The organism is Desulfonatronospira thiodismutans ASO3-1, from assembly GCF_000174435.1.
Classification (GTDB): Bacteria; Desulfobacterota; Desulfovibrionia; order Desulfovibrionales; family Desulfonatronovibrionaceae; genus Desulfonatronospira; species Desulfonatronospira thiodismutans.
The window spans coordinates 781,574-798,666 of record NZ_ACJN02000002.1; the positions used below are offsets into that span (position 1 = coordinate 781,574).

General features: G+C 47.4%; 18 protein-coding genes and 1 pseudogene. All 19 read left to right on the forward strand.

Annotation, left to right across the window (positions count from 1 at the left end):
• Nucleotides 1-4 precede the first annotated feature (4 nt).
• On the forward strand, nt 5-760 hold the full coding sequence (gene istB, locus DTHIO_RS09775) for an IS21-like element helper ATPase IstB (RefSeq protein ID WP_008869526.1): 756 nt from the start codon (nt 5-7) through the stop codon (nt 758-760).
• A gap of 1,130 nt (nt 761-1,890) precedes the next feature.
• Entirely contained in the window at nt 1,891-3,429 is a 1,539-nt protein-coding gene (locus DTHIO_RS09785) for a transposase (RefSeq protein ID WP_161598660.1), read from the forward strand.
• 177 nt (nt 3,430-3,606) lie between these two features.
• Complete coding sequence (locus tag DTHIO_RS09790) at nt 3,607-4,401, forward strand: hypothetical protein (protein WP_040418252.1); 795 nt, start codon at nt 3,607-3,609, stop codon at nt 4,399-4,401.
• A gap of 38 nt (nt 4,402-4,439) precedes the next feature.
• Nucleotides 4,440-5,042 (forward strand): annotated as a pseudogene (gene darT / locus DTHIO_RS22400) (type II toxin-antitoxin system toxin DNA ADP-ribosyl transferase DarT).
• A gap of 11 nt (nt 5,043-5,053) precedes the next feature.
• Complete coding sequence (gene darG, locus DTHIO_RS09800) at nt 5,054-6,088, forward strand: type II toxin-antitoxin system antitoxin DNA ADP-ribosyl glycohydrolase DarG (protein ID WP_008870134.1); 1,035 nt, start codon at nt 5,054-5,056, stop codon at nt 6,086-6,088.
• Between the two features lie 105 nt (nt 6,089-6,193).
• The gene (locus DTHIO_RS22035; protein WP_208596396.1) at nt 6,194-6,913 is read left to right on the forward strand and encodes an SNF2-related protein; all 720 of its coding nucleotides are present in this window, start codon (nt 6,194-6,196) and stop codon (nt 6,911-6,913) included.
• 97 nt (nt 6,914-7,010) lie between these two features.
• Entirely contained in the window at nt 7,011-7,517 is a 507-nt protein-coding gene (locus DTHIO_RS22040) for a hypothetical protein (RefSeq protein ID WP_208596397.1), read from the forward strand.
• Nucleotides 7,514-9,517: a BREX-3 system phosphatase PglZ gene (gene pglZ / locus DTHIO_RS09815; RefSeq protein ID WP_008870135.1), complete on the forward strand. Its 2,004-nt coding sequence runs from the start codon at nt 7,514-7,516 to the stop codon at nt 9,515-9,517. The genes DTHIO_RS22040 and pglZ overlap by 4 nt, the downstream gene beginning before the upstream one ends.
• Entirely contained in the window at nt 9,514-10,254 is a 741-nt protein-coding gene (locus DTHIO_RS09820) for a hypothetical protein (RefSeq protein WP_008870136.1), read from the forward strand. Before pglZ ends, DTHIO_RS09820 begins: the two co-directional genes overlap by 4 nt.
• A gap of 731 nt (nt 10,255-10,985) precedes the next feature.
• On the forward strand, nt 10,986-11,183 hold the full coding sequence (locus DTHIO_RS09830; protein WP_008870138.1) for a DUF2283 domain-containing protein: 198 nt from the start codon (nt 10,986-10,988) through the stop codon (nt 11,181-11,183).
• Between the two features lie 107 nt (nt 11,184-11,290).
• A complete protein-coding gene (locus DTHIO_RS22405; RefSeq protein ID WP_144311503.1) occupies nt 11,291-11,665 on the forward strand; it encodes a Fic family protein in 375 nt (124 codons plus the stop codon).
• A gap of 280 nt (nt 11,666-11,945) precedes the next feature.
• A complete protein-coding gene (locus DTHIO_RS09840) occupies nt 11,946-12,842 on the forward strand; it encodes an aq_1923 C-terminal domain (RefSeq protein WP_008870140.1) in 897 nt (298 codons plus the stop codon).
• Between the two features lie 866 nt (nt 12,843-13,708).
• Nucleotides 13,709-13,867, forward strand: coding sequence for an addiction module protein (locus tag DTHIO_RS22410; protein ID WP_083803984.1), 159 nt, complete (start codon nt 13,709-13,711; stop codon nt 13,865-13,867).
• A 75-nt stretch (nt 13,868-13,942) separates the two neighbouring features.
• Nucleotides 13,943-14,233, forward strand: a complete 291-nt coding sequence (locus DTHIO_RS09845; protein WP_040418255.1) for a hypothetical protein — start codon at nt 13,943-13,945, stop codon at nt 14,231-14,233.
• A complete protein-coding gene (locus DTHIO_RS09850; protein ID WP_040418256.1) occupies nt 14,230-14,640 on the forward strand; it encodes a hypothetical protein in 411 nt (136 codons plus the stop codon). The genes DTHIO_RS09845 and DTHIO_RS09850 overlap by 4 nt, the downstream gene beginning before the upstream one ends.
• A gap of 76 nt (nt 14,641-14,716) precedes the next feature.
• Nucleotides 14,717-15,238 (forward strand): hypothetical protein, encoded by a 522-nt coding sequence (locus tag DTHIO_RS09855; RefSeq protein WP_008870141.1) that lies wholly within the window; start codon nt 14,717-14,719, stop codon nt 15,236-15,238.
• Between the two features lie 12 nt (nt 15,239-15,250).
• Nucleotides 15,251-15,589, forward strand: coding sequence for a hypothetical protein (locus DTHIO_RS09860; RefSeq protein ID WP_008870142.1), 339 nt, complete (start codon nt 15,251-15,253; stop codon nt 15,587-15,589).
• Between the two features lie 79 nt (nt 15,590-15,668).
• Entirely contained in the window at nt 15,669-16,676 is a 1,008-nt protein-coding gene (locus DTHIO_RS09865; RefSeq protein ID WP_208596398.1) for an AAA family ATPase, read from the forward strand.
• Nucleotides 16,673-16,816 (forward strand): hypothetical protein, encoded by a 144-nt coding sequence (locus DTHIO_RS21430; RefSeq protein ID WP_008870144.1) that lies wholly within the window; start codon nt 16,673-16,675, stop codon nt 16,814-16,816. The genes DTHIO_RS09865 and DTHIO_RS21430 overlap by 4 nt, the downstream gene beginning before the upstream one ends.
• Nucleotides 16,817-17,093 lie beyond the last annotated feature (277 nt).

A 17,093-nucleotide genomic window follows, 5' to 3' on the forward strand; every position in this document is an offset into this window, starting at 1 on the left:
CAAAATGTTAAACCACCCCACTCTTGAAAAACTACAAACCATGCGACTGACAGGCATGCTTAAGGCCCTGCAGGAACAGCAGGAAACCAGGGAAATTGAGGCCCTGTCCTTTGAAGAAAGACTGGGCCTGCTCCTGGACCGGGAGATGACGGAAAGAGAATCCAAACGTCTGCAAACAAGGCTCAAAAAAGCCAAGCTGAGGCACAGGGCTGTGGTTGAAGACATTAACTACCGTCATCCCAGAAGACTGGACAAGTCACAAGTCTTCAAGCTTTGTGACTGCCAGTGGATAAAAGAGCATCAAAACCTGATTATTACAGGACCCACAGGGATAGGCAAAAGCTGGCTGGCCTGTGCCCTGGCCCAAAAAGCCTGCAGAGAGGGATACAGCGCCCTCTATACCCGCATGCCCCGTCTCTTGCAGGATGTGGGCATATCCAGAGGTGACGGGCGTTACCCCAAAGTCATGAAAGAGCTGGCCAAAACAGATCTGCTGGTCCTGGATGACTGGGGCATAAGCCCGCTTAAAGCTGAACAGCTAAGAGATCTACTGGAGATCCTTGAGGACCGGCACGGGCTGCGCTCCACCCTGGTTACAAGCCAGCTCTCAATCCAAAAATGGCACGAGTATCTGGGTGATCCCACCCTGGCTGACGCTGTCCTGGATCGCCTGATCCACAATGCACACCGAATGGATCTTTGGGGAGATTCCATGCGCGAACTGGAAGCATCGTTGACTTCAAAGAACAGTTTCGATTAAAACAAGGCATCCCGCGTCGCTTCGCTCCGATAAGCGCTTTGTTCTGTGAATGACATCTGTCCACCATCAGCGTGGAACACTGTCCACTTTCCCATGGAATGCTGTCCACCATCAGTGTGGAACACTGTCCATCATGCCGTGTACTGACTGTCCACTTTGCGTGGAATACGCAACCGAGCATATCTGTTTCTTTTCCTGGGATGTCGATAGCCATATTATTGGCAAAATCTACATGATCCCTGTCCATCAGCTCATCGTTAAACCCTTGCAGAGCGCCTTCAGGAATAGTTGCCAGTTTTACAGGCATTTCTATTCCGCCAAGCCAATAGCCTGCCCTTATGATATCTGTGATGTGCGAAATATTTCTTTTTATGTCTTCCCTGCTGGACGTACCTACCATAGCCGGCTGAATGGCCAGGGCCATATACTGCTCAATTGGCTTGTCGCTTCTGAGATTTTTTTCTTTGATCATGCTGCTCTCTCCTTTCAAAAGTTTTAGCAAAACTAGTTTGGCGTGCTTCAAAAATCAAATCTTTATCCTTAGCTTGCCTACCTGTTAGTTTTGGACTTAACACCGCGAGGGTTATTTGAACTCAATTTTTTAAGTTACTGTTCAGCCATGGGAGTTTAATTTGACAGCCCTGGAATCCTGCGGCAATAAGCATGGGGCTGTGAGACATGTGAGACAGTTGGACCTGGATTTTGTTTTCTTTAGTCTGATTTGTGTACTGGTATTAAACTTAACATGACAATCTATCTCAACGTCTTTATTTATTGTATATAATATGGTATAATAGACTTTTTTACCAGACTTAGATTTTTCCTGCCCAACATTTTTTCTTTCCAAGATGCGACTGCAAAAAGTCTGTCTCGTAACACTTTCTCTGTGAACTGATTTTCAATATATTATTGACAAATAACAAGGTTTTTGCTATGCAGTCTCCTAACAACAGGGAGACATAAACATGTTACACGCAAAGAATAGAATGCAACCTTATCTGCCAATAAACGTTACTTATTTCAATGATAGAAAGTATGATTATTTACAGAAGACAATATATCATACCTTCAGGACTGTCTTTTTGCCTTTTTTGCCTGTTAAAATTTACGGTAAGCACTTCGATAAAACAATGGGCAGAAAAACTAAAGACGTACAGTCAATGCTAGGACTCTTTATCTTGCAGGCGCTGTTTGACCTTAAAGATAGCGATGCCGTTGAAGCATATACTTTTGACCAAAAGTTTCATTATGCCTTAGATATTAAAGAGCAGGAAGCCTATTTATCAGCAAGAGCTTTTTACTACTACAAGACAATCCTGCTGGGCACGGAAGACCACATCTTCGAGCAGATCCTGGCCAAAATTTTTGACGAACTCCAATTTGACTACTCCCTGCAAAGAACCGATTCATCTCTTGTTCGCCTCAACCTCAAAAAAATGTCCCAATGGGAACTCTTCAAAAAAACTCTGATTAAAGCCCTGAACGACATCAAAGCCAAGCACCCCGTCATCTTCAAGAGTGTGCCTGAGCACATCCAGCAATACATCCAAAATGACGAAAACAACACTTGGTTTTCAGACTTCACCCCCAGCAAGGCCAATGACTACCTCGTCCAAGCCGCCAGAGACGCCCTGGAACTAAAAGAGCTTTTCGAAAGCCATCCCAAAATCTCAAAACTGGAATCCTTTCAGCTGGTACAGCGCCTCATCAATGAACAGGTGGACGTGGATGATCAGGGCCAAATCAAAGTCGAGATAAAAGAGGAATGCAAGGGATCCGCCATGGCCAATCCCCATGATCCCGATGCTCAGTACAATGGCCACAAAAAAGATATCGGAGTCAAGCTCAATACATCAGAAACCTGTGCACCTGACAAGGATACGCCTAATCCGCAAATTATCACCCATGCAGAGGTTACCCCCGCCAATATCTCGGACCATGAACTCCTGCAGCCATCAATAGATGCCAGAGAGGAGAAGGGCTTTAAGCCTGATGTGGAACTGACTGACAATGGCTATGAATCCGATGCAAACCATCAGGCCCTGCAGGAAAAAGGCGTTGACCTCATCGCACCTCCCACCGGAAAGCCGCCTGAAGGCTTTGGAGTCATGGACTTTGAACTTCAGGAAAATGGACAATCCATTGATGCCTGCCCCATGGGACAGACCTGTATTGAAAACAAAATTAATCAAAAAAAGCAAAAGACGGCTTCATACTTTGACCCCGAACAATGTCGAGCATGCCCGCATTCCGAGGACTGTCCAATAAAAATCACCAAGCGCAAGGCAAAGGTGGAATGGCAATGGAGCAAACCTCGCTTGGAAGCCAGAAGACATGCCTTTCAAGAAGATCAGGAACTAATCAATCTTTTCAAACAACGGGCCGGAGGTGAAGCCGGCTTTTCCCAGCTCAAGGTTAATCTTGGCCTGAGAAGATTGAGATGTCGTGGATCCGTGAAATCAAAGTTTAAAATTATCATGGCGGTCACGGCCTTAAACATCAAAAGAGCTTTCAACTGGATGAAGGGCGGCAGTAGTGGGTCCAGAGCCCGAAACAATAAAGATTTTGAACCGGATACAGGCATACTTTTGTTTTTTTTCTGGCTTTTCTGTTCATATCTTCGCAAAATTTTGATCGTCTCGGGCCTGCGTCCGAAAATTTTTAGCTGATCTTCGAAAAAAGTCGTAACACGAATTATTGGCCGTTAATCTTGATCTGGCAAAAAATGGACTTTTTGCAGACGCATCTTTGTTCACACTCATTTAAAGCAGCTACCCCTTTTTGCATCTCAAGATGGGCAGGTAGAACCTGTAGCTGAAAGACAGAATTATCTTCTATTTGACCGCATGATCGCTTTTCATGTCCAGCGCGGGGTGAGCGTGCCCATGTCTGCTGCTGAGTTTTACCAGGGACTGGCCCAGCGCTTTGATGAGCGGGATGGCATGTATTTTCTGCCTGAGCAGGCTGCTGAATACGACCGGAAACGCAGGACAGTAAAAATATTCCGAGAGCTGACGCTCATGGTCATTGACGAGGCTTCGGCCATTCAATGGCTCAAGCAGCAACTGTCCAGAAAGCCCCAGACCTTTCAGGAGTTGCATCCTCAGTTTATGAAAGAAATCGGGGGCTGGCAAAAACATGAGAAGATGCTGGAGCTCTCTGATCTGCTGGAGCAGAATTTTCTGATATATAGTGAGGGCAGCCCCATACCTGCCCAGATTGTTTCCTGGATGAAGCAAAGCGAGGAGATGCGAAGCATCATTGCTGAAGAGACTGAAGTTGGCCGCTTGCGTGAAGACCAGGGCGCTTTGCATATAGAGCAAACCACCCCGCAAATCTCCAAATTGATCAGCCGGGCCAAGTCCCGCTGGTATGTACCCAATCCCAACAGGGCTGCGGACCTGGAAAAACTCCGGGAGAAGTCCCTGCTCAAGGAGTTCGAGGAATACAAACAATTCAAGGGCCGGAAGATGAAGCAATTCAGACTGGAGGCGGTCCGGGCCGGATTCAAAAAGGCCTGGCAGGACCGGGACTACGAGACCATCATCAATATCGCCGAAAAGATCCCGGAGAAGGTTCTCCAGGAAGACCCAAAACTGCTAATGTGGTATGATCAGGCGGTGACCAGGGTGGGGAATTAGTAATGAAGCTGGATGAGCCTATTCCTATTTATCGGCTCATGCATGTAGACAATCTGCCGGTTTGTTTGAATCGAGGTGGACTACACGCACCTCATTACGTTCCTGAAAACGGGCTCAGCTACACGGCAATTCACAATATTGACATCCAGCAGATCAGACGTGTCAGATATATAAAATGCGGTCCAGGAGGTACGGTGCATGATTATGTGGGTTTTTATTTTGGCCCACGCCCACCCATGCTCCTGCAATTGCATACCGGACAGGTACCTGGATATGATCAAGGACAGGAGCCATTGATTTATATCGTGTCTACAGTACAATCTGTAATTGAGGCGGGCCTTGATTATGTCTTTTCAGACGGCCATGGGATAGCCGCCTATACACAATGGTTTAGTAATATTGAAGATTTAGACAAGGTGGATTGGAATACGGTATAAGCAAATTATTGGGCTGATACCAATGAAGATATGGACAGGCAACGTCGCAAGCAAGCTGAATTTTTGGTTTACCAGTCTTGTCCATGGGATATTGTTAGCTCTATTGGCGTGTTGAGTGATAGTGTGAAGATCAAGGTAGAGAAAATCTTGAACCAATATTCCATGATAACGCCGGTACAAATACAAAGGCAGTGGTACTACTGAGAGGATAAAAAATGATAGAGCATGTCCAAGGAAATATTTTGAACGCCCAGACAGAAGCTCTGGTCAATACAGTGAACTGTGTAGGCGTTATGGGCAAAGGAATTGCTTTGCAATTCAAGAAAGCCTTTCCTGAAAACTTCAAGACATATAGAAATGCTTGCCAGCGAGGAGAAGTCAAGCCTGGTCGTATGTTTGTTTTTGATACCGGGCAAGAGCTTCCAAGATACATAATCAACTTTCCCACTAAGCGTCATTGGCGAGACAAAAGCAGATATGAAGATATAGAAGCTGGTTTGCAAGCCTTGGTCAAAGAAATAACGGCTCGAAATATAAGCTCTATTGCCGTTCCTCCTTTAGGATCGGGCCTGGGTGGGCTGGATTGGGCAAAGATAAAGCCGATGATCGAAAGAGCATTCAGTGACCTCCCCAATGTACAGATTCAGTTGTTTAAGCCTGAAGGATCGCCCCAGGCTTCAGAAATGCCAGTAGGCTCTGACAGGCCGCATCTGACAACGGCCAGGGCCTTGTTTATCAAACTGATGCAGCAATATAAGCGTTTTGCATACAGGCTTACCCTTTTGGAGATACAGAAGTTGGCCTATCTTCTTCAAGAGTCTGGGCTGAACCTGAGGCTTTCCTATGTCAGGCATTACTATGGACCATACGCACATAATTTGAACAAGGTCCTGGAGATATTGGAAGGCCATTATATTTCAGGATATGGAGACACCCAAAAGCCTGATGTGGAGATCAAACTGTTGCCTGATGCAATTGATGCTGCTGATGTACTCCTGAGCAAACATCTAGAAGCTTATAAACATCTCAACAGGGTTGCCGACCTTGTTGATGGCTTTGAAACACCTTATGGTATGGAGATGTTATCGTCGGTACATTGGCTGGCAGTTCACGAACGGCTGGCCGTTGATCAACAAAGCGCTATATCAGCCATGGCTGGATGGAATGAACGAAAAAAGTGTTTGTTCAAGCCAGAGCACATTTGTATTGCCTGGGACCGGCTTCAAGAAGAGGGCTGGATAACCTATTGAAATCAATTGACTTAGAAGAGGAAATTTATCTCTCATCAGATAAATGGTTGAGTCCTGATGCATGACTGGCAGTACAGCATTCAGCATAATCAACCCTGCCGGGTATTGGAAAAGCACTCTCTCTGGGGCCAAGACATATGCCGGGTCTGGCTGCCTGAGCAGGATGCTGTGGTCCGGGTTCCTGCCGGTGCGCTCACTCCTCTTGAAAAAGGCGCTCGCTACTCCACCAGCGCCATTATCTATATCTCCACAGCCGCCAGAATTGCTGACGCCCTGACTCAGGATGTCTTGCTTGCGCCCATAGAATCTCAGGTAATCCCTCTGCCGCATCAGATCCACGCCCTGGCCCGGGCGACTTCCGGGGACAAAGTACGCTACCTTCTGGCTGATGAAGTCGGTCTGGGTAAGACCATTGAAGCCGGTCTGATCATGCGGGAGCTAAAACTCAGGGGCCAGGTCCGGCGTGTGCTGATTGTGGCACCCAAAGGTCTGGTCTCCCAATGGGTGGCTGAGATGCAGTTTCATTTCAGTGAACATTTTCAGCTTATGCTGCCAGGAGATGTGCAGGGACTTGGCCGCATGGCCCCTGCAATATCCAGAGATTATACAAATGCAGATTCCCTGGACAATCCGGCCAACCCATGGCGGCTGCTTTCTCAGGTGGTGATTCCCCTGGATTCCTTCAAGCCTCTGGACAACAGGCAAGGCATGTCCAGATCTTGCAGCTTATGGCGGCAGGGCGGAAAACAAAGGCAGCTTCTGGAATCTGATCTGGCCTGGAGACGACAATGTTCTTGCTGCTGCCTTTACTGCCAGGGATGCTGAGATAACTCCACAAGCCAGCCTGTTGACCCTGGAGGATTCCAGGATACGAGCTTTGGCCATGCGGCTTCCTTGTTGGGCGCCTGGCCAGCCACTGCCCGTGACCACAATTCCTGGTGCTGCTGCTTCTCTTCAAGGGGTGTGGTCTTTGTGGCGTATTGCTATTATCACCCAGGACTGGAAAAAGGTGCGGATCATGCCCCTTTTCATCGATGATCAGGGCAAGAATTTCAGTTTAAGCGCCAGGAACATCTGGGATCTGTTGCTCAGTGCAGAGCCTGTTATACATGATTATCTGGGCAGCCAGAGTTCTTACAAAAGGTATGGGTATTCTTCCAGGGTTGCGGAAAAGCAGGGTCAGCCTCAGTATCAAGAGCTTTTACAGGAGCATGCAAGCCAATTGAGCCGGGAGCAGGAAAAAATGCGTTATTATTTCGCAGCCAGAAGAAAAATAATCGAGAGCATTGGACTGCCTGAAGTGCGTGCATATCGCTTCAGGAAGCTGGAACAAGAAGAACAGGCCAGCCAGGCCGAGTTGCAGAGAAAGGCTGAGGTTATTCCTGAGATTGAGCCCTTGCTTATGCTGCGTATACAGGGGGAAAAATGACTGGATGGCGGGAGCATATCCTTGCTGATTTCAGCCCGGGAACAGTCGGATTAACCCTGGTTGCGGACCCTGATGGCCTGCTGCTGGAAGCAGGTATGCTGGAGAGGATTCAAGAGAGAGGATTTGCTCTGATTCCCTTTGAAAGCCATGTCGAGTTTCGCTTTGCCTTTGAATCCAGTTTCAGATCAAAGTGGGATGAGAACCTGGAGAAAGAACAGGCTGTGGTGGTGCATGTAACTCAGGATGATCTCCAGACTCTGCCTTATGACCTTTTACAGGCCGGACGCAGGCTGCATTTTTCTCTGGCAGGGATTTTCCCCAATTTCAGCTATCCGGTGCTGGCAGCTTTGGATAAGTCTGATTTGGATGCCTTGTATCTGGCCCAGAAGGATCTGGCCTCTGAAAGGCTTGGGGACAGAAGCAGTAAAGATTTTATTCTGCGTCATGTCTACTCCATTGCCCCGGAACTACTGAAGCATACTGCTGATCTTCTGCGCATGCTGTTACGGATGCATTACAGGCAAATTCACCTGCCATCCCTGTTCCAGGAGCACCTGATCCAGGAGATTGAAAAAAACGGACGTTTTTCTGATTGGCCCCTGGGAACAATAGTCCCTGATAGAGAGGCATTTTTGGCCTTTTTGCAGGAGCGCTGGGAGTATTTTATCCAGCAAAAATCATCGCAACAGATTGCGTCTCTTCAGGAAAACAGGGGAGTCTTCAATCCAGTCTATCCCGGCCCTGTTGATCTGCCGTTTGAACATCACGACGTCCGTGTCTATCTGGACACACTTTTTTTGGATGGACTGCTGGAGCCTGTAGATCATCCCCAGAGTCAGGCCTTGAGCGAAACCTGGGTCAGTCTGGGGGTGCGCATTGATCCAGAGGCGGATCGCATAAAAAGACTGGAAAAGCTGTATTCCTCCCTGCGGGATGACCTACCCGGTCAGCAGGCCCGGCACGGGAAGTGGCTGACTTTTGCCAGAAGCTGGGCTGAGCTTCTGGCCTTGTGGCTGCAAACCGATAAGGAGCCGGTCCCCGGTATTGAAGACAAGATCCGGGCTGTTCAATTGGAGCTGGATAATACTCTTGCTGTCTGGGCGGAAAATAAGCTTGGCGGGCTGATCAACCTGCCCCCCGTACCCCCGGTTATGCTGCATCATATCCCGCGCTTCCTGGCCCGCAGTCTGGAGCAGACCCAGGGTGGCAAAGTAGCTCTGGTAGTCCTGGACGGACTTTCTTTTGATCAATGGGTGACCATGCGCAAGGTGCTTGCTTTGAACACAGATTTTCTTTTTCGAGAAAATGCGGTTTTTGCCTGGCTGCCCACAACCACCTCCATTTCCAGGCAGGCCCTGTTTGCGGGACGTCCTCCTGTGTTTTTTCCGGACAGCATTCATACCACTGGTAAAGAAGCGTATCTCTGGCGTCAGTTCTGGGCTGATCATGGTATCAAAGAACAGGAAACAGTCTACGCCAGGGGGCTGGGTGATGATATCACTGATGAACTGCACCATCAGCTCGTCAGCCCGCAGACCAGGGTGGCCGGTCTGGTGGTGGATAAGGTGGACAGGATAATGCATGGAATGGAGCTTGGATTGTCAGGTATGCATAATCAGATCAGGCAGTGGGCCGGGCAGCCTTTTCTGGGTTATCTGCTGGATGTGCTTTTGCAGGCCGGATACCAGGTGTTTTTGACCTCTGATCACGGAAATATCCAGGCTGCAGGATGCGGACGTCCAGCAGAAGGAGCCCTGGCCGCTAGCAGGGGGGAAAGGGTCCGCATATTTCGTGATCCAGCATTGCGGGAAAGAGTTGCATCCAGCTTCCCCGAGGCCATCGCATGGTCCGGCTCCGGTCTGCCAGAGGATGTTTTTCCTTTGATAGCCCCCCACAGGCAGGCTTTCGTTTCAAACACCAGGCAGCTGGTTTGTCATGGAGGAATTAGCCTTGAAGAACTGGTTGTGCCTTTGGTGCAGATTGAGAGGAAGCAGACGTGACAGCAGATAAATTTCAAATAGGCTGGAGCCAGCGCATCCGTCTGGAGTGGCTGGAACGTACAGCAAATTTGGTTTTGGCGGGCAATGACAAAGACACTGTTTTTGCCTCTCTGCAGCAGGATTTACAAGATCAGCTCTCCATCGGCGGAACTGCTAAACGGGGCAACAGGGAAAAAGTTATTACCATCTTAATGAAGCTGTGGTCCGTTCCTCCCAGGCATTTGCAGGATTTTCGCAACCGAGGGCTTAATCTGCTGCAGGTTCTTCCGGTAAAGCAACATCTTCTGGTTCATTGGGGCATGGCCACGGCTGTATATCCATTCTGGGCCGGTGTAGCAGAGCAGACAGGCAGACTTTTGCGTCTGCAGGGTCATGTTGCCGCTGCCCAGGTTCAACGACGCATCAGGGAACGCTATGGTGAGCGGGAGACCGTTTCCAGAGCAGCCAGGCGGGTGTTGCGTTCTTTTATGGACTGGGGGGTGCTTGAGGATTCTGGCAAGAAAGGAGTATATGTACAAGGGCGGAATTTGCCTGTGGATACTTCCGAATCCATGGGCTGGCTGATAGAGGCCTTGCTGCGGGCAGGCTCCAGGGACTCGGCATCTCTGCACAGCCTTATGCATAGTCCCAGCCTGTTTCCTTTTTCATTTTCCGGGAGCGTTTCCTTGAATACATATTCCGGTCTTGAGTTTATGCGCTTTGGTATGGATGAGGATATGGTAATGCTGAGCAAGTGAGAATTTATCAGGGCATGTGTTGTTCTGTTGTTCGGGTTGTTGTTCGGGTCGGACCCAGCCAATATATTGAAAATATTCGATAAGAACTCGTTCTTTGCTTGATTTTGAGTCCTAGAACAGCCATTTTGATATATTTTCTTTCATTTGGGTGCTTTCTTGTAGGAGTACTTTTGAGGGGATGAGTTCTGGCCATGGTGGTGGTCAGGGGCTTGGTTGTGCACTTGGTGCCTTTCGGGCCTTGCGAGTACTGGACGATCCAGGGTCTGCCGGTACGGGGATAGGTTCCTGCTTGGATTGTGTCAGTTCATGGGCATGATTGACTTTTTAGTGGGGACAAGGCATGGAATAAAGAAAGCATCTTTATCAGAGTTTTTGGTTGGAGGTGTTCCTTGAGTGGACGGCAGGCCTGGCTCACCTCGTCTCATGGCAGGGGGCTCTGGTTGAGATTTAAATATAATGTATATTATATTTTTTGAGTGATAGAGGGAAATTTTGTAATTGAAGACAACGAAATACTTTAAGGCGACCCGAATCAGGCCGGATCGAAAAATCATCAAGGACGAATGGATTCAGTATGTTGTCCAACATCCTGAGAGAGAACAAATACAGACGGATGGCCGAATAAAGCGATGGGCCAGAATAGAGGAAATGGAAGGCCGATACCTTCGGGTAATTTTACTCGCGGATGGTGAAACTATCCACAATGTATTTTTTGATAGAGGATTCAAACCGTGAAAGTTAGCTATTTTGATGATACTGATACACTATACATCGAGTTCCGTGATAGTGATATAGCGGAGACCAAAGATCTGGATGAAAATACCATTCTTGATGTTGATGCGGAGGGCAACGTCTGCGCAATCACATTCGAACATGCAAGCGAACGTACTGACGTGAGTCACCTCATCGTGGAGGGCATTGCGGCATAATCAGCCCATCAAAGGTTTGTTCGGGTCGGACCCAGCCAGTATATTGAAAATATTTTAGAAGAGCTCGTTTTTTGATTGATTTTGAGTCTTAGAACCGCCATTTTGATGTGGAAAAAGTAGTTCTAAACTTCTATTCTCCGAGGCGACAACTATCCTGCCACATGGGGTTTGTGGTCATCTTTCGCATCCCAGAGGAGAAGTGGCTGACCCCGCAAGATACCCCGCAAGCCACCCCGCAAGATGCCCCGCAAGTCGAACAGCTTCTCGAAATCTGTATCCAGCCATTATCCCGGCAAGAGATGCAAGATAGGTTAGGACTCAAGGACCGTGAACACTTTCGGAAATACTATTTAAAGCCAGCACTTGATGCGGGGTTGATTGAGCAAACAATCCCCCAAACGCCTAAGAGCAAGTTTCAAAAATACAGATTGGCCCAGGCCGGACGCAACTATCTTCAAAACATGAAAAAGGGCAAAAAATGATGTCTGCCCCGACGATGATATTGGCACAGAGGGCTGCAAAAAACTGGGTATGAATAGTTCAGCAATAACCCAGATTCACAGTTTGTTCATTTGCTCGGGTCGGACCCTGCCAATATATTGAAAGTATTTGATAAAAGCTTGTTTTCACTTGTTTTTGAGTCTTAAAACCGACATTTTGATGTGGAAAAAGTAGTTCTAAACTTCTATTCTCCGAGGCGACATCTATCCTGACACATGGGGTTACAACGGCTTTGTAAAAATAGAAAAATAAGGAGAGAGCATGAAGATTGGTAGCTTGGAGATTGATTCGAGGTATCTGATTATAGCTGGGGTGATCTTGCTTCTGGTTGTGATTTTCGGGGTGAGACAGCATGCAAACAGACAGGCGCAGGAAGTGGCCGACGGGATTATTTCTGAAGTTTCAGATTATGTGAAGGTAGAGTATAATTCTGTAAGAGGGGAGATTTTGGGCAGTGCTATTGTTCTTAACGGGGTGACTGTCGCGCCAAAAAGCGATCCGGAACAGAAGTCTGAAATTGACAGGGTGCAAATCCAGGCCAGGGATTTCAGTGATAATGGTGTACCATATACTATGAATGCATCGATTGAGGGTCTTGCTATATACATAGACGACATGAAACCGGATGATGCCAGAACCATGCGTGATCTTGGCTATGAAGAAGTTATGCGGGGCAATCTCCAGTTCGGATACAAATACGATTTGGATGAAAGCCATCTGTCCCTGCATGATATAGGTATTGGTATAGATGATATGGGGAGTATATCTTTTGATCTTGATCTTGGTAATATCACTCCTGACAAACGAGATCTGATGAACCTGCTTTTTACTCACCAGGAGATATTGGTGGGTGATTTTCGGCTGCATTATAACGATGACTCTTTTATACCCAGGATAATTCAATATGTTGCAGATGATACTGGCATGAGCGAGGATGAAGTACTTGAAATGGTTATAGCAAAAGTTGAGCAGGACATCCGGGTTGCAGATACAAATTTTGCCAGAGAGTCCCTGAAAAACTTGAAAAGCTTTCTTGAGAACCAGGATTCCCTATCCATCACGGCCAGGCCAGAAGAGCCGCGTCCTTTGGGAAGGCTTATGCAAATTCAGAACACAGACGATATTATAGAATATATGAACATAAGTATTGAAAATTAAATCAGTCTTGTTCGGATAGCTGAAAGAAGCTGAGATCGCCCCGACCAAAGGGAAGGCAAAATCCGACTCACAGTGAGGTTGCTGGTAACGGTTCTTTATTCGGGTCGGACCCGGCCAATATGTCGAAAATATTTGAGAAAAGCTCGTTTTTTGCTTGATTTTAAGTCTTAGAACCGCCATTTTGATATTGAAAATGTAGTTCCAAAGTTCTATTCTCCGAGGCGACATCTATCCTGACACATGGAAAATAAGGTAACAGGTAACCATTCAAGGGGTGCCAGCAATCGCCACCGGGAATAGGCCTGAGGCGTACTCCCCAGCCGTGAGCGGCAGAGCCGCCCGCCTGTCCCGTGAAACAAACGTAGTTTCAGCGTAGCTGGTTTCACTGGGATGTGCAACGAAGTTGCCCGTGCCAAAAAAATCTTCTCTGGCACGGGAAGCCTTCAGGCTTCACACCCGACTAAAATACGCTTTGCTGTCCTGCGGAATTTTAGCGGGCAGGCAGGTGCTCCGCATACACGGTTTTGAAGAATAAAGATCCCCAGAAGCATGCCCCGCCCATATCTTTAAACACAGTCTTGAGGTATTCATTAGAGTTTCTTCAGGCCTTGTGTGCGCAGGTAGCAAATAGTTTAAAGGATATGTGCGGGGGCATTGCCCACATGGCAGACAGGCAAATTGGCATATCTCCCCCCTGAAGAGTTACAAAATAAGGAAACTCTCACATTTTAAGCCCAGTTTTTTTAGGTATCCATCAAGAGAAAGACTATTATGCAATCAAAACCTTGCCCTGATAATTTATCGAGGTTCATATGGTCACAAAAGAAATAAAAGAAAAAATTCTGGCACTCAATGAAGTTGAGTGACTGCATTTAGCCGAGTTTATATTTGACAGCCTGGACAAACCCGACCCCGAAGTAGAACAAAAATGGATTGAAGAGTCGCAGCGGCGTTATCAAGCCTATAAAGAAGGCAGGATACAACCTGTAAGTATGAACGAAATCAGGCAAAGATATAAAAAATGAACATTCATCTTTTGCCGCCGGCTGATATTGAGCTTGATGGTGCTATTTTAATATATGTTTTTTTGCAGGTGCGTTATGTATTTTCTGCCTGAGCAGGCTGCTGAATACGACCGGAAACGCAGGACAGTAAAAAAATTCCGAGAGCTGACGCTCATGGTCATTGACGAGGCTTCGGCCATTCAATGGCTCAAGCAGCAGCTTTCCAGAAAGCCCCAGACCTTTCAGGAGTTGCATCCCCAATTCATGAAGGAAATCGGAGGCTGGCAAAAGCATGAGAAGACGCTGGAACTGTCTGATCTGCTGGAGCAGAATTTTCTGATATATAATGAGTTAGCCCCATACCGGCCCAGATTGTCTCCTGGATGAAGCAAAGCGAGGAGATGCGAAGCATCATTGCTGAAGAAACTGAAGCCGGCCGCTTGCGGGAAGACCAGGGTGCCTTGCATATAGAGCAAACCAGCACGCAAATTTCCAAATTCAACAGCCGGGCCAGATTCCGGTGGTATGTACCAAATCCCCATAGGGCTGCGGACCTGGAAAAACTCCGGGAAAAATCGCTGCTCAAGGAGTTCGAAGAATACAAGCAATTCAAGGGCCGGAAGATGAAGCAGTTTAGACTTGAGGCAGTCCGGGCCGGATTCAAAAAGGCCTGGCAGGACCGGGATTACCAGACCATCATCAATATCGCCGAAAAGATCCCGGAAAAGGTCCTCCAGGAAGACCCAAAACTGCTCATGCGGTATGATCAGGCGGTGACCAGGGTGGGGGGATAAAAATTTTTTCCTGATACATACAGAAGCGTTAACATTTCGTGATTTCAAGGTAAGAAAAAAAAAAAAGGAGGAGACTATGAGGCTTGGAAGCTATGTGGCTTCAGCTGTCAGCGAGCTGAATAAGAACGATATTTTTGCAGGGAAAACCAATATTCAGAAGGTGGTTTATTTTGCACTTCCAGCTGAGCTAAGAAAAGAATTCTACAGACCTTATCATTATGGCCCTTACTGTGCTGAAGTGCAGCAGGCTGTGAGTGCCCTGCTTAAAAGAGAAATATTAAGTAAGTCCGGCAAAGGATTTTCCCTAGCTGATAATCGAACTCTTAACCAGGAAACAGATCCGGTGATTGATCGAATTAAAGTTACAATTGACTTTTTTTATAAAAATAGCCTTACAGGGGCAGACGATATTGCCACATTGGCCAAAGCACATCTTTTATCCCGCTCAGAGCGGGAAGATGCCAAACAGAACCCTGTTGCTTATATCCAATCTCAGGCCAAGTTTTTGGGCTGGAAGGAATTGTCTGGCGAAGATCCTGAAAAGATACAAGCTTATTTACACCTGGCGAACAATTTGGACAAGGCTTTGGAAGTGTAAGGCGAGAGAAGCATGAGCTCTAAACGTATCCGAGATCCGTTATACGGCTTTATCGAGGTAGATGATCAGGATATTAAGCTTATTGATCATAGATTGACCCAGCGCCTGCGCTGGGTGAACCAGTTACCTTTGCCAGTTTTTGAACGTAGAGTACAACAGGATCTTTTGGTGCAGCAAGACTCCGGAAAGGAAGCTCCTGTAGCAGAATATCTTGGATTCAAGATTTCAGACGAAGATGTTCTGGAAAAAGGGGACACATATCTGCACATATTCATCCGGCCATATTCTTCTATCAGGCACGATGAGTTAAGATTAAAAATAGATAATGTGCTTCATCGATTCGAGGCTTAGCGTGTTTTCTTTAATGACCAGAGTTGATTATGGAAATCGTATCAATGTATGTATGGAGTAGTTCGTGACCTTAACGTATTTGAAATTTCACAGATTTACAGCCTTTGACCGGCTGGAGCTGGATCTATCTCCAGGTATCAATGTCTTTATTGGAACCAATGGGACGGGCAAGACGCATTTGATGAAAGCCGCTTATGCAGCCTGTGATATTACCAAAAGCAAGCTTGGGCTGGCAGATAAGCTGGTCCGGGTTTTTTTGCCCTCAAACAGACATATCGGCCGCATGGTCAAACGGCAGAAAGGTAGCTCCAGGGCGAAGCTGGACATCCGTCGCGGCAATAAAAAACTGACACTGTCCTTTTCCAACCATGCCAAGTTGTCCAGATCGGCAACAAGCACTGGAGAGAAGGATTGGGTCAAGGATCCTGTGGAAAGCGTATATATCCCGGTCAAGGAGATGCTGGCCAATGCAGTAGGTTTCAGATCCTTGTATGCTCAAAGAGAAATTCATTTTGAAGAGATCTATGCTGATATTCTGGACAGGGCTTATCGTCCTCCTCTGCGCGGTCCGGCTGAAAAAAGCCGCAAGTCCTTGATGAACAGCCTGCAAAAGATCATTGATGGGCTGGTCATTGTCAAAGAAGAAGAGTTTTTTCTGCGCAACAAGGAGGGCAACCTGGAATTCTCTCTTCTGGCCGAAGGCATGCGCAAACTGGGTTTGCTTTGGCTGCTTATTCAAAACGGCACCCTGCTCAAAGGTTCTGTCCTTTTTTGGGACGAACCGGAAAGCAATCTCAATCCCAAGCTTTTCGGGACCATGATGGAGATCCTGCTCGCTCTGCAGAGGCAGGGAGTCCAGGTATTCCTGGCCACTCATGATTATGTGATCCTTAAAGAACTGGACCTGCGCCGCCGGAAAAGGGACAAGGTGGTATTCCATTCTCTGTACCGGGATGAAGAAACCAATGAAATCGCGCTGCAGGTTGCTTTGAATTACCAGCAGGTGCATCCCAACGCCATTGCCGACGCTTTTTCTGATATCTATGACCGGGAGGTGGAAAGAAGCCTGGGAGCGGTTGAGGTATGACGCAAATCAAGGAAGGCAGTATTGCTATAGATTTTTCCCAGGCCCTGAAGGTCCGCAGATTTGACGACATCAATCGCGGCCTTTCATTTTGTATGAAGGCGGTGGATTTTATTGTTGAGCTGGAAAAGAGCGTGATGTAAGCATTCAGGGGATACCGAAATCACGCCTCTGGCGTGACTGGGGACAGTCCCCGCGACATCTATCCTGACACATGGGGATACTCATCTCAGACTTCATCCTCAACGAGTTCGAGACCAAACTGGTATCTAATCACGGTCGAAGAGGCTGCAGCCGCTACCGCGCTTGTCCACACCCGCGCGGTTCTGCATTCACCGGAGCCTCTGTCTGATCGGCATCCAGAAAGGACAGCCAAGTAGCCTGATCCTTCCCGACGCGTCGTCACGCCAGGCAAGATAT

Coding starts and splice junctions, on each gene's coding strand:
- istB (WP_008869526.1), top strand. CDS start 5: ATGTTAAACCACCCCACTCTTGAAAAACTACAAACCATGCGACTGACA.
- DTHIO_RS09860 (WP_008870142.1), top strand. CDS start 15,251: ATGAGCTCTAAACGTATCCGAGATCCGTTATACGGCTTTATCGAGGTA.
- DTHIO_RS09845 (WP_040418255.1), top strand. CDS start 13,943: ATGTATTTTCTGCCTGAGCAGGCTGCTGAATACGACCGGAAACGCAGG.
- DTHIO_RS09840 (WP_008870140.1), top strand. CDS start 11,946: ATGAAGATTGGTAGCTTGGAGATTGATTCGAGGTATCTGATTATAGCT.
- darG (WP_008870134.1), top strand. CDS start 5,054: ATGATAGAGCATGTCCAAGGAAATATTTTGAACGCCCAGACAGAAGCT.
- pglZ (WP_008870135.1), top strand. CDS start 7,514: ATGACTGGATGGCGGGAGCATATCCTTGCTGATTTCAGCCCGGGAACA.
- DTHIO_RS21430 (WP_008870144.1), top strand. CDS start 16,673: ATGACGCAAATCAAGGAAGGCAGTATTGCTATAGATTTTTCCCAGGCC.
- DTHIO_RS09855 (WP_008870141.1), top strand. CDS start 14,717: ATGAGGCTTGGAAGCTATGTGGCTTCAGCTGTCAGCGAGCTGAATAAG.
- DTHIO_RS09790 (WP_040418252.1), top strand. CDS start 3,607: ATGATCGCTTTTCATGTCCAGCGCGGGGTGAGCGTGCCCATGTCTGCT.
- DTHIO_RS09850 (WP_040418256.1), top strand. CDS start 14,230: ATGAAGCAAAGCGAGGAGATGCGAAGCATCATTGCTGAAGAAACTGAA.
- DTHIO_RS09785 (WP_161598660.1), top strand. CDS start 1,891: ATGGGCAGAAAAACTAAAGACGTACAGTCAATGCTAGGACTCTTTATC.